General features: G+C 41.0%; 19 protein-coding genes. 16 read left to right on the top strand and 3 right to left on the bottom strand.

Annotation, left to right across the window (positions count from 1 at the left end):
- Positions 1–59 precede the first annotated feature (59 nt).
- The 6 genes from VK097_RS10005 (at position 60) to VK097_RS09985 (ending at position 3,108) form a co-directional block, all read left to right on the top strand.
- Positions 60–269: a hypothetical protein gene (locus tag VK097_RS10005; protein ID WP_324211661.1), complete on the top strand. Its 210-nt coding sequence runs from the start codon at positions 60–62 to the stop codon at positions 267–269.
- Positions 270–413: 144 nt separating this feature from the next.
- Entirely contained in the window at positions 414–707 is a 294-nt protein-coding gene (locus tag VK097_RS10000; protein WP_324211660.1) for a hypothetical protein, read from the top strand.
- Between the two features lie 165 nt (positions 708–872).
- Positions 873–1,025: a DUF4176 domain-containing protein gene (locus tag VK097_RS09995; RefSeq protein WP_324211659.1), complete on the top strand. Its 153-nt coding sequence runs from the start codon at positions 873–875 to the stop codon at positions 1,023–1,025.
- Positions 1,026–1,062: 37 nt separating this feature from the next.
- Entirely contained in the window at positions 1,063–1,173 is a 111-nt protein-coding gene (locus VK097_RS15435; protein WP_414672176.1) for a hypothetical protein, read from the top strand.
- A 117-nt stretch (positions 1,174–1,290) separates the two neighbouring features.
- Positions 1,291–1,704 carry a hypothetical protein gene (locus tag VK097_RS09990; protein WP_324211658.1) on the top strand — a complete coding sequence of 138 codons (414 nt, stop codon included), beginning with the start codon at positions 1,291–1,293 and terminating at the stop codon, positions 1,702–1,704.
- A gap of 72 nt (positions 1,705–1,776) precedes the next feature.
- Entirely contained in the window at positions 1,777–3,108 is a 1,332-nt protein-coding gene (locus tag VK097_RS09985; protein ID WP_324211657.1) for a vWA domain-containing protein, read from the top strand.
- Between the two features lie 56 nt (positions 3,109–3,164).
- On the opposite strand, the gene VK097_RS09980 is transcribed toward VK097_RS09985, so the two are convergent.
- Entirely contained in the window at positions 3,165–3,434 is a 270-nt protein-coding gene (locus VK097_RS09980; protein ID WP_324211656.1) for an SAV0927 family protein, read from the bottom strand.
- A 115-nt stretch (positions 3,435–3,549) separates the two neighbouring features.
- On the opposite strand from VK097_RS09980, the gene VK097_RS09975 reads away from it, so the two are divergent.
- Both VK097_RS09975 and VK097_RS09970 read left to right on the top strand, forming a co-directional pair.
- Positions 3,550–3,987, top strand: coding sequence for a DUF86 domain-containing protein (locus VK097_RS09975; RefSeq protein WP_324211655.1), 438 nt, complete (start codon positions 3,550–3,552; stop codon positions 3,985–3,987).
- Positions 3,988–4,003: 16 nt separating this feature from the next.
- Positions 4,004–4,768, top strand: a complete 765-nt coding sequence (locus VK097_RS09970) for a TIGR01457 family HAD-type hydrolase (RefSeq protein ID WP_324211654.1) — start codon at positions 4,004–4,006, stop codon at positions 4,766–4,768.
- Between the two features lie 94 nt (positions 4,769–4,862).
- Here the strand turns inward: VK097_RS09970 and VK097_RS09965 are convergent, their stop codons facing one another.
- Positions 4,863–5,375: a phosphatidylglycerophosphatase A family protein gene (locus tag VK097_RS09965; RefSeq protein ID WP_324211653.1), complete on the bottom strand. Its 513-nt coding sequence runs from the start codon at positions 5,373–5,375 to the stop codon at positions 4,863–4,865.
- 86 nt (positions 5,376–5,461) lie between these two features.
- On the opposite strand from VK097_RS09965, the gene VK097_RS09960 reads away from it, so the two are divergent.
- From VK097_RS09960 to VK097_RS09940, 5 genes are all read left to right on the top strand, one after another.
- Positions 5,462–6,433: a protein kinase family protein gene (locus VK097_RS09960; protein ID WP_324211652.1), complete on the top strand. Its 972-nt coding sequence runs from the start codon at positions 5,462–5,464 to the stop codon at positions 6,431–6,433.
- A gap of 33 nt (positions 6,434–6,466) precedes the next feature.
- Positions 6,467–7,429, top strand: coding sequence for a 2-hydroxyacid dehydrogenase (locus VK097_RS09955; protein WP_324211651.1), 963 nt, complete (start codon positions 6,467–6,469; stop codon positions 7,427–7,429).
- 196 nt (positions 7,430–7,625) lie between these two features.
- Complete coding sequence (locus VK097_RS09950) at positions 7,626–8,135, top strand: YfiT family bacillithiol transferase (protein ID WP_324211650.1); 510 nt, start codon at positions 7,626–7,628, stop codon at positions 8,133–8,135.
- A 292-nt stretch (positions 8,136–8,427) separates the two neighbouring features.
- Entirely contained in the window at positions 8,428–8,802 is a 375-nt protein-coding gene (locus tag VK097_RS09945; protein WP_324211649.1) for a CidA/LrgA family protein, read from the top strand.
- The gene (locus tag VK097_RS09940; RefSeq protein WP_324211648.1) at positions 8,795–9,484 is read left to right on the top strand and encodes an LrgB family protein; all 690 of its coding nucleotides are present in this window, start codon (positions 8,795–8,797) and stop codon (positions 9,482–9,484) included. Before VK097_RS09945 ends, VK097_RS09940 begins: the two co-directional genes overlap by 8 nt.
- A 360-nt stretch (positions 9,485–9,844) precedes the next feature.
- On the opposite strand, the gene VK097_RS09935 is transcribed toward VK097_RS09940, so the two are convergent.
- The gene (locus VK097_RS09935; protein WP_414672175.1) at positions 9,845–10,069 is read right to left on the bottom strand and encodes a NifU family protein; all 225 of its coding nucleotides are present in this window, start codon (positions 10,067–10,069) and stop codon (positions 9,845–9,847) included.
- Between the two features lie 266 nt (positions 10,070–10,335).
- Here VK097_RS09935 and VK097_RS09930 point away from each other — a divergent pair, with 266 nt between their 5' ends.
- From VK097_RS09930 to VK097_RS09920, 3 genes are all read left to right on the top strand, one after another.
- Positions 10,336–10,662 (top strand): YuzD family protein, encoded by a 327-nt coding sequence (locus VK097_RS09930; protein WP_324211647.1) that lies wholly within the window; start codon positions 10,336–10,338, stop codon positions 10,660–10,662.
- 3 nt (positions 10,663–10,665) lie between these two features.
- A complete protein-coding gene (dapF, locus tag VK097_RS09925) occupies positions 10,666–11,517 on the top strand; it encodes a diaminopimelate epimerase (protein WP_324211646.1) in 852 nt (283 codons plus the stop codon).
- Between the two features lie 122 nt (positions 11,518–11,639).
- Entirely contained in the window at positions 11,640–11,996 is a 357-nt protein-coding gene (locus VK097_RS09920) for a HesB/IscA family protein (protein ID WP_324211645.1), read from the top strand.
- Positions 11,997–12,168 lie beyond the last annotated feature (172 nt).

The raw sequence follows: 12,168 nt of genomic DNA, 5'->3' as shown, positions 1-12,168 counted from the left end.
GAACTTGGACAATAAGAGTGTAATTTACTATACTGCTTATGTACCAAGGAGGAAGCTTTATGAAACGAACAAGATACTCAAAAGAATTTAAAGTACAAGCTGTCAAAGAAGCCATGGAAACAGGAAAACCATCCGTGGTTGGCTTTGGTATAGGTGTTGCAGGTAGTGTCGCTTTCGATTTTGTGTACGACAATAAAGAGAAAATAGGTGAGGCTATCGGTGATGCTGTCTCAGGATTATTCGATGGTTTAGGTTCATGTTTTGGATAACATAAGTTGAATTTGGGAGTGAAATAATGAAATAACCTGATCCCAATCTATAGAGAAAAGGAACTTTATACACTTTTTTATGATAAAGAACATAATGAATTATATAAAGTTCAGCATCGAAAGAAAACATATGTAGTGTACATCATGCTGTTTTTAATCGTGATTTATGGATCAGATTTTGCTGATCGTTTTTATAGTCAAATTCAAAGTACGTTTGTAAATATAGCTATGGTTATAATTATGTTTGTGCTTAGTTATTTCTTAGGATTAATCATATATCGTAATTATTATCTGGAGGATACGGCACGACCTATGTTTTTTGACACGGAGAACTTAGAAGAAATAGCCATTAAAGGAATGAAACAGTTACGTGTAGAATTGTTTGGATGTGGCTTGGCAATTCTTTTAGCTATTGGTGGTTTCGGGTTTTTTTGCTAATCCATCAAATCGTATTGTTGATTATCGGTGGCGTAGGCATAGCAGCTTTATGGGTTCTTGTTTTTATGAAACCCCTTGAAAGGATTAAAGTGCTTAAAGGGTTTAGAAAAAAAGAAATAGAGTTATAGGGAATGATCAAACTGTATAAATAAGGTGGGCGTAAGAATGGACATATTACCAATTGGTAGTGTTGTACGACTGAAAAATGGTGATCTTAAGCTGATGATTTTAACTAGAGCGCCTTTATATAATCAAAAGGGTGTTATCGGATATTTTGATTACTCTGCATGTATCTATCCCACTGGTAAAGTATATTAAATCGAGTTTAAGCAGCATTGAAGAAAGTATTGAAAGCATGAGTGCTATGAGCTCATTTTCAGGAAAAACTGCGAACAAGGCAAAAGCTTATTTTGAAGATTTCCATAAAACTGTTTTAACCGTTCAATGGATTATTTGCAGATCTTGATGACCAATTAAAAAAGCATTTGGAACGAACCTGAAGACCATTTATCACAAGAAACCAGAAATAGTTTTGATTTTTGTCTTGAAAGAATCAATATAATGTTTAGCCTGCAGGAACGTATTGGTCGAAATATATAGCGATTTTCAACAAAAAAGTCAAAATTATCGTGATGGAGATGAGGAAAATTTTACGAAACGAGATATTGAAGAAGCGGTCAACTATTTCGCGGAAATAAGCTATTTACAATATAGGCAGATAGTAGCAATGGATGAATGTAAGCCGAAATTTAAATATATAAAAGAATTAAATGACCCTGACGTAAAAAAGCATAAAAATATAGCTGTCAAAAGCTATTTGGCTCAATATTCAAAAGATGATAAAGTACAGTCTAAAGATAACGAATATGCCACATACCAACGCAACATGAAAAAGTTAACAAAAGAAGAGCACATAGAAGTTGAAAAAGAAGATTTTTATAAATACTTAGCTGAAACGAACGCTTCATCAAGGAAAGACCTGAGACATCCTAAGTAAGCTGACACCAATACAGGGGATTAATCAACAGACTTTAAAACTATGATAATAGATTTCACAAGGAGGTTCGCCATGAAACATGTCAGATGGATAATTATTTTGATGGCTGTTGTGACAGTTGTTTTTAGTGGCTGCTCCAATGATGCCGCATCCGGTGATGAGCATAAGAAGGAGAAATCAGCCGAAAAGGAAGAACCTGATATCCCTGAAGCTGCTGATGACGCTGAGGGGATGGTCGATGAAGGTCCTGGTAAGTTGTCGGCAACAAATGAAGTCGATACGGAAAAATTGGATCAGGAATTGGAATCGCTCCCGGAGAATGTCAGTGCTGAAGAGGCGTATAACTACTTAACCTATCTGATGGCCGCAGATTATGGATCTGTTCTCAAAAAGTATGAAAAATTTGATTCAACGTTTACGGTTGGGGGCGCCCCGACAAGTGGAGATAGTAATGAATCTGAGGAAAAAGAGGAAAAGAAGCAGCATGTGGCATTACTAATGGATGCGAGTGGCAGTATGGGTGCACATGTGAATGGTGAAGTGAAAATGACCGCTGCTAAAGATGCATTGAAACAATTTGTGTCTGATTTGCCGGAAGATGCACAGGTAATGCTGCGTGTCTATGGCCACAAAGGTACCGGAAGTGATGCTGATAAAAAAATGTCCTGCAACAGTTCGGAAGTTGTTTATCCAATGAATACATATGACAGCAGATCGTTTGATAACGCGCTTTCCGAGTTTGAGCCGGCGGGATGGACGCCATTGGCAGCATCAATCAAGGCGGCTGAAAAAGACTTGAAAAAACAATCAGGCGACAATACTGAGAGTATCGTCTATATCATCAGTGATGGGGAAGAGACATGTGGCGGTGATCCGGTGAAGGCAGCAGAACAGCTGCATGAATCCGGAATTGCGACAGCTGTGAATATTATCGGATTTGATGTTGGAAATGAAGCCCAGCAGCAACTTAAGGAGGTTGCTGAAGCAGGCGGTGGCGAATTCACCAATGTGGATTCTGGTGAAGATATGCTTGAAGCGGCTGAAAATAATATCAGTGAAGCATTACAAGCAGCTGAAATGAACATGTGGAGTGCGATGGAATCGACTGATATAAGATGGGACGCAATTCATAAAAAGGATGACGTAGATGCGATTGCTTCTGAATTTGATGAAGTTATAGCGAACGAAAATGGTTTTTACATGGATGGTTTTGAACATCTTCAGCAATCAGGGAAAATCAGTAAGGAAGCAGCCGCTGAATTGAAAAATCGGATTGAAGAGCGTGAGGAAAAGTTGTCTAAGTTTAATGATAACAAACGGGAGAAGCTTAGGGAAAAAGTTGAAGAGGAAAGCGAAAAAGCAATTGACATGATTGATGAGCAGAGGAAGAAATCAAATGAGTGAACAACAAGCTCTAATCTGCAATCGGGGAAGATGCCAATTAGCATCTTCCCTGATTTCTACAATACTTCCCGCAAAAAATCCCGTATTTCATCGGCTTCCATTTCCGATTCGTGAAAGACATGCTCGATATGTCCTTTTTCTGACAGCTCTTCTTTTCCCAGGAGGGCAAAGCGGTTCTCCTGCAGATGAATGACAATATATTTGTCCGGCTTTTCTTCACTTTTCATAAATGCAAAATCATAGCGCTTCAGTTTGCTCATGAAGCTAATGTACCTGATTTCTCTTGTCACAACCTCGTTTTTCAGAAACTCAAATTTATTTTCCACTTTTATACCCCCAGAATCTGGATGTTTTTCAAATTTGGGACAGAGTGTCAGACACCATGTCCCCCTAACCCGCAAATGTGGTATGATGTGTATACAAACAGATGGAGGGTTAGCGATGTATTTTGTTGATCGAAAAAAGATTGAAGAAACACTTCAATATATGGATAAGCTGCTGGAAGAAGTCAACAGGCACACATTTGATACGTTTGCGGACAAGCTGTACCTTGAACGCACCGTGCATATGGTGATTGAATCAACACTTGATGTTGGGAATATGATGATTGATGGTTTTATTATGCGCGATCCGGGCAGTTTTGATGACATTATTGATATATTAATCGATGAAAACGTTATTCCTGAACATGAGGAAGCGAATTACAAGGCGATTATTCAGCTTCGGAAAATGGTCGTTAAGGAATACTTGCAGACCGACCATCAATTGTTAGCTGATACGTTCCTGAAACATACAGATACATTAAAACTTTTCAGTTCACATATCAGAAATTATTTGGATAACGAACTGGGCGTTGCCAACGCTTTTACTAATAAATAGAAGGTGACATAGATATATGGATCGTTATTGTGCGTATTTAATCGACTTGGACGGAACAATGTATTGGGGTGATGAGCCAATTGATACTGCCGTCGAATTCGTTGATACATTGGCTTCCAAAGATATTCCATACTTATTTTTAACGAATAATTCCTCCAAAACACAAGTGCAGGTTTCCGATAAATTACAGAAAATGAATATCCCTTCCAGCCCTGAGCATGTTTTCACGTCGAGCATGGCAACTGCCAAGTACATCTCGCAGATGAAAAATAATGCCCGTTGTTTTGTCATTGGCGAAGAGGGGCTGTATGATGCCTTAGGGAAGGAAGGGCACACGATTACAGATGTTAATTGTGATGTTGTCGTGATTGGAATCGACAGGGAAGTCACCTATGAAAAATTGTCCAAAGCCTGCATGGCAGTACGAAACGGGGCGGCATTCATTTCGACTAATGCTGATGTGGCGCTTCCGACCGGGCGTGGACTGGAACCCGGTAACGGAGCTGTTACATCAGTGGTAACAGTCAGCACCGGTATACAGCCAACATTTATCGGAAAACCCGAATCCATTATCATGGAACAAGCGTTGGAGCAGATCGGAACATCAAAGAAGGAGACGCTGATGGTGGGCGATAATTATTATACCGATATTTTGGCTGGTATCAACGCCGGTATTGATACACTGATGGTGTTCACCGGTGTTACGCCGCACGCTCATTTATCAACTTTTGAAAAAATGCCTACCTATCATGCACAAAGCCTAAAAGAATGGATTCGTTAAATTTAAATGGATACGTTATGAGGGGAACACCAAACAAGACTTGGAATTAAACCAAGTCTTGTTTGGTGTTCTACCCGAGGGCAGCACTGCTTTCTCAGTCATCGAGCAACTCATCATCTGCTGCGGCATGTGCAAGCCGGCTTGAGGCTGCCGCTGCAATGGCGCCGACGATGTCATCGAGAAATGTATGGCACTCCTCTGTCGACTTATCATTCAGATGTTTCAAAATACCCGGTTTCTGTTTGTCGATATAGCCATAATTCGTAAAGCCGATTGAGCCATAAACATTGACAATTGAAAACGCAACAATTTCATCGATTCCATATAAGCTTTCATCGACTTCAATCGTTCGTTGAAGCGGCTCATCTAGTTTATTTTCCTCAGCCAATCTGTCCAGTTGAATGCCGGTTAAGATGGCATTTTGCACTTCACGTTTCCCCAGCACCTGTTCAACGTTGAACTGACAGTCTTCCATGCTTAAATCATCATGGTAATCCGCCTGGAGATAATATACAAGATCTCCTATATCTTCTATTGTGACACCGCGTTCAGAGAGCCATTCCCGTGCTTTAATTTCCAGTTTGGTTCTAGTCGTATTATTATCCATTATTATCACCTTTTCTTTTAATTAGTTAAAATGAAGAGCTTCCAAGCATATATATTTTAGTAATAGGACTGAAAGGAGTGACTGTATTGAGGGAATTTCTGGCAGCACATTATGGTATCCACCCGCAGGAAAAAACAGTTTGGGATGGCAGAGAAGGTTTTAAAGATGCGAATTATGTTTATTTTACCATTTCTGCTAAACAGAAGGAAGTAATACATATGGAGCAGGCGGCATTAGCGTACTATTTACAGGAAAGTAATTACAGACACATGTCCATTCCCATTCCAAACACTCAGGGCGAGTGGTATACGCAATATAACGACAGATACCACATGGTATTGCGGGTAAAGAATGCTTCCGCCGAGAGCCAGGCTGCACATGGCGAGCAGCTGGCAGCATTTCATACAACCGGTGCATTATATCAATATGAACCTCAGACCATTTCAAGTTATGGTCAATGGAAAACATTGTGGATTGAAAAGCTGACAGCCTTTGAGGAAGCTATCGGATCGGCGGCAAAAAATCATTCGAATGCCTATTACAGTTTGCTGATGGATTTTTTGCCATATGTCATCGGCTTAAGCGAAAATGCCATCCAGTACATGCAAGAAAGCGAGATTGAACAGCGATTCCATGACACTGACCAGGGCACAATTGTATTCAGTCGATATCGCAGTCAACTGAGAAATCATGTGCTGTGGATGAACGACTTGGCGTTTGACCATCCGACCCGTGACCTGGCAGAGTATATCCGGTTGAAATTACTTGAAGAAAACGATCCGATGAATGATATTCGAACTTTTTTGGATGATTACTTGCGCATACGGCCGTTATCCATCTTTGGCTGGCGTTTATTGTACGCACGCCTGCTGTATCCAATCCATGTATTTGATGTCATTGAACGCGGGTTTTTGACTGAAGATTATGAATCTGTGCACACAGAGCTGTCAGCCATCATTCAGCAGCAGTCTTTGTATGAAGAAAGACTTGGGTTATTTTTTGAAAATGCCGGCATTAATTGTGAAGAACTGCAGATTCCTGTGTTACACTGGCTTTAATGGATTAAGCATATAGACTGGAGTGTTGATGTAATGAAACCTGTTATTTATGTAACCAGGAAAATTCCTGATGAAGTGTTACAGCCATACCGGGATTCGTTTGAATTTCGTATGTGGGAAAAAGAGGATGTGCCGGTACCCCGGGATGTGCTGCTGAAAGAAGCTGCTTCGGCTGATGGTGTGCTGTGTTTGTTGACAGAAACGATTGACCATGAGTTTCTTGCTGCCGCTAAAAATTTAAAAATCGTTGCAAATATGGCAGTCGGATATGACAACATCGATGTGGAAGCCGCCCGTGAACATGACGTTGTGGTGACGAATACGCCCGATGTTTTGACAGAAACAACAGCAGATTTGACATTTGCGTTGCTGATGGCAACCGCACGCCGCCTGGTCGAAGCAGCCGATTATATTCGTGACGGCGAGTGGGAATATTGGACACCTTATCTGTTGGCAGGTTCCGACATTCACGGTAAAACAATCGGTATAGTCGGTATGGGCAGAATAGGTGAGGCGGTGGCCAGGCGCGCCAAGGGATTCGGGATGTCCATTTTGTATCATAACCGCTCAAGGAAGGAAAGTGCGGAACAGGAGCTGGGAGCTGTTTATAGAGAATTCCCGAAACTGCTGCAGGAAGCGGATTTTGTTATTTCACTTATTCCATTAACCGAACAGACGTCAGAAATGTTTAACCGGGATGCATTCAAGACGATGAAATCATCCGCAATCTTTGTCAATGCTTCCCGCGGCGGAACAGTGGATGAACAAGCGTTGTATGATGCTTTGACAAATAACGAAATACGGGCTGCAGGCCTTGATGTTTTCGTAAATGAGCCGATTTCTCCGGAGCATCCGCTTGTGGGGCTCGACAATGTTGTTTGTCTCCCGCATATCGGTTCGGCAAGTGCAGCGACCCGGACAAAAATGCTGGAGCTTTGCCTTGATAATTTGAAAGCTGTGCTTAACGGGGGCGAGTCGGTCACCCCGGTGAAATGAAAAAAATCAAACTCGCATTTTAAGTAGTTCACTTACGGCGGAAAAAATAACTTCTTTTATAAGAGCGAATTTAGCGTATATTGTACAAAGAAAGAGTTTTTAATGCTGAAGGTTTACAAGAACTAAGCCGATTCATTATATTAAGCGTTAACACTGAAATATAATGAAATAAAGAATAGGGAAAAGAGGATTAAAAATGGATGTAAGATACCCGATTGGCAAATTACAAGTTCCCGAAAAAGTAACATTTGAAAATATTCAAGAATGGTTAAACCAAATTGAAACTTACACGATTCGATTAGGAGAAACGGTCGACTCATTAAGCGATGAGGAATTAAGCAAAACTTATCGTGATGGTAGCTGGACAGTTCGCGAGCTTGTTCATCATATTGCTGACTCTCAGTTGAACATGTTTCAACGTTTGAAGCTGGCTTTAACAGATGAGAGTCCAACAGTACCAGCTTTTGATGAAGAGAAGTGGGCTATTCAACCGGATACAAAGCTTCCCGTAGAATGTTCTATAAAAATGTTGGAAGGTATAAATGAGCGCATCGTATCTTTGGGTCATAGTTTAACTGAAGAGCAATTGGATCGAACTTTTGATCATCAGATAAATGGTAAAATAACAGTTGCAACAAAGGTTGCAAAATTAGCATGGCATGAAGAGCATCACTTAGCCCATATAAAAATCGCATTATCAAAATAGCATAATATTTAAGGAATTGGTTTATCAAATCTTGATAAGCCAATTTTTTAAAATGGGGGACGAAAGAACTAAAGTTGTCATAGGTATAAAGCGGTTTAGAATTTGAGGAAGGACGTTTTCGTGCAAGTGTTCTACTTTTCGAAAATGTCTTTTTATTTTCATATGTCACATGTGCATAGATTTTTAAAGTTGTTTATGAATCATCATGTCATTTAAATAGTTATATTTCTGTGAATCTGGCATTTTTGCTATACTAGATGGCATTGAATGAAAACTGAGGTGACTTTGATTGATGAATGCTATGAAAATAGGACTTCATATCGGAGTATTATATGTTATGTATTTAATGGGAACATGGATTCAACAGGTATTTGACCTGTTTATCCCGGGAAGTGTTATCGGTCTGATTTTTCTGTTTATCCTGCTGATGACAGGTATCATGAAAGCTCCTTGGGTGGAGGATGGCGCACGGTTTTTTATCAAGCATCTGGCATTGTTTTTCATTCCTGCAACGGTTGGTGTCATCAATTACCTGGATTTATTTTCAGGGGAAGGCCTATTGCTAGTGTTCATTGGTCTTGTAAGTACATTGATGGTGATGGTATCTGCGGGACGTGTGAGTCAATTACTGATCGAGCACAAAGGAAGGAGTCACAGTAATGAGTAATCTTATCATCGGCTTAGCTTCAGTGATTGGGACAATTGTCTGCTATTTCATTGGGCTGAAGATTTACCAGCAATGGCGCTACACGTTTATGGCTCCTGTTATTATCGCTACATTCATACTGGTTTTGAGTTTGCTCCTCTTTCAGATTCCGTATGAGACCTATATGATTGGCGGGGGATGGATCAATCATCTTCTCGGACCTGCCGTAGTCGCCTTGGCTTATCCTTTGTATGAGCATCGGGATACGATGAAGCAACTGACTTTTCCTATTCTTACAGGAACCGTTATCGGTGCAATAATAGGCATCTCCAGTGGCATTCTATTAAGCAAATGGTGGGGTGTGAGTGAGAAAATCATCTACTCGATTATACCAAAAAATTCAACCACTCCAGTTGCAATGGAAGTGGCATCCGGGATGGGAGGGATCGAGCCATTAGCTGCTGTGTTTGTCATGATTGCGGGAATTGGCGGTTCTATGCTAAGTTCGTTTGTCTTTAAATTCACCCGCATCTATCATTATATCGGTACCGGTGTCGGTATCGGAAGTGCGAGCCATGCTATCGGGACGGCTATAGCCATGGAGCGCGATTCACTGGAGGGTTCGGTGAGTACCATCGCCATGGTAGTAAGTGCGATTGTGGTATCGGTGATTGCGCCATTGGTCGCTGGATGGTGGATGTAGGAGCTGTAATCCGAGTTCCTATCCGAAAGAAGTTTGACTGTCAATAATATCATACGTTTAAAATCTTTTTGTACTTCCAGGTCTTCTTTTCACATTTTGTTTGTAAAGAAACTCTTAGCATCGATATTGCTATCGTTTATACTGTGATTATTGAGGAAATCTTTGTCCTTTGTCAAACTGGGTTGTTTAACAATAAATAGTATAAAATGCGAACTGGCGCGATTGTTGAAAAATCAAATTAAATTAATAAAACAGCCCAGTTCACATTTAACTGAGCTGTTTTTATTATTGACAAAGACCACCACAAACGTCCGGTAAGTGAGCTGCTTACTCGCACTCGTCTGCCATTTTTTCCATATTTTAAAATACTTGTTCGATTTCTGAAACGCCGGGAACTTCAGATCTAAGTGCACGTTCAATTCCGGCTTTCAATGTGATAGTGGAACTTGGACAGTTGCCGCAAGCACCCATGAGACGAATAAGTACAATGCCATCTTCATCCACATCAATCAGTTCTACGTCGCCGCCGTCACGCAATAAAAACGGTCGGAGTTTGGTTAATACTTCCTGCACTTGCTCTTCCATTATCCATCTTCTCCTTTCCGGGTTGTTAAAAAAATTGACCAGCTTTTGAACCCGCTTCTTCTTATTACCATTATAAAATGGATGTCTTAAAAAATCTATCCATTAGTTTTACATTTGTAATTACTTTTATTTTATCTTTAATCAGGCTTTTTGTAAAATGAAATAAGGTGATACTTACTTGTTAGTTGAACAGAATCAGGGATTTAAGCTCAGTTAGCCGCTGTTGTTTTGATGGGTTAATCGACAATATAAGGAGGAAATCCGAAATGGAAAACAATATTAAGATTACGGTTTACGGGGCAGACCAGATCTGTGCCAGCTGTGTCGGTGCACCGGGATCCAAGGATACGTATGAATGGCTGCAGGCGGCAATCGGCAGAAAATATATCGCTGATAATATTTCATATGAATACATTGATATTGAACAACCGCCGGACGATGAAAAACACCGGGCATTGGCAGAACGTATTTTAGATGACGAGTATTTTTATCCGCTTGTCCTCATTAATGACGAAATCGCTGCGGAGGGCATTCCCAGATTGAAATCGATTTACCGGGAACTGGACAAAAACGGGGCAGTTGTTCAGTCTTAGAGGATGAGAATACCATTTACGAAAATGCACGCACTTGGGAATAATTACATTTACGTTAATTTGTTCGATGTTGACCTGGAAGAGGTAGTGTTACCGGATTTAGCCAAAAAGGTCTCCGATATCAATACCGGTGTCGGTGCAGATGGCCTGATACTGATTCACCCGAGTGATGTGGCGGATATACGTATGCAGATTTTTAACAAGGACGGATCAGAAGCTAAAAATTGCGGAAATGGATTACGCTGTGTTGCAAAATTTGCGTTTGAAAATTATCTCGTATCGACGAAGCGCTTTCGGATTGAGACATATGCCAATATCATCGAGGCGGAAGTTTCGGTTGATTCCGGCGTGGTGCATAGTGTGACCGTTAACATGGGTGAGCCGATACTGAGACGTTCACTGATTCCTATGACAGGAAAGGACATTTCTGAGGTGATTAGCGAACCATTTGATGCAGGTCGTTCAGCAATGAAGCTGACAGCTGTGTCGATGGGGAATCCGCATGGAGTATTCTTTGTTGATGATATTGAAAAAGCTCCATTGTATGAGTTGGGTCCCGTTATCGAAACCGACGAGCGTTTTCCTGATCGTGTTAACGTAGAGTTTGTGGAAGTTGTCTCTGGAGGGGAGTTCAATATAAGAGTCTGGGAACGCGGTTCGGGTGTGACCCGGGCTTGTGGAACCGGTGCGTGTGCTTCGGTAGTTGCAGCTGTCCTGAATGGCAAGTCTCAAAAAGACAGACCGGTTATGGTTCATTTGAATGGCGGTGATTTGACGGTTAAATGGTCGGCAGATGGCAGCGTCTGGATGACAGACGAGGCAGAGGTGATCGCAGACGGTGAATTTTACTATTGATACCTGATCCTGATTGACAATGCGCTTATTCAAGTTGTCATCATTGATTCATCGGCCGATAGTTTGTATACTTGATAGTAACAATTAAATTGACTCATCTTAATTAAGAGGAGGACATATAGATGGTTATTTCAATAACAGATGGTGCGGCAAACCAGGTCAAAGAAATGATGCAGGAAGAAGAAGAAGGTGCTCGTCTGCGTTTTGGTATACAAGGTGGCGGCTGTAGCGGACTTTCCTATTCATTGGGATTTGATCATGAAGTTAATGAAGACTTGGACATGGTTGAAGACATAAATGGTATTCCGGTTGTTATGAATAAACAGGATGTACCGATTGTTGAAGGAACGACTATTGACTTTAAGCAGAACATGATGGGTGGCGGGTTTTCGATTGATAACCCGAACGCGATTGTATCATGCGGCTGCGGCTCATCCTTCAGAGCAAAGCAGCGTACAGGCACACCGGAAAATTGTTAAACAGTTAATCATTCATCAGAGGAGTGCCGCATTTGCGATGCAAATGCGGCTTTTTTGTTGAATTTTCCCCTGTTGTGGACAAAGGATCATGCACTTTCAGCTGTATTTTGTGAACTTCGGCATTTGGGTTGTGAACTTCGAGCAGGCTAATTGTGAACTTCAGGCATTTTGC

It is taken from the genome of Lentibacillus sp. (genome assembly GCF_035301675.1).
GTDB lineage: Bacteria > Bacillota > Bacilli > Bacillales > Amphibacillaceae > Lentibacillus.
This window is presented reverse-complemented; position numbering and strand designations above follow the sequence as displayed.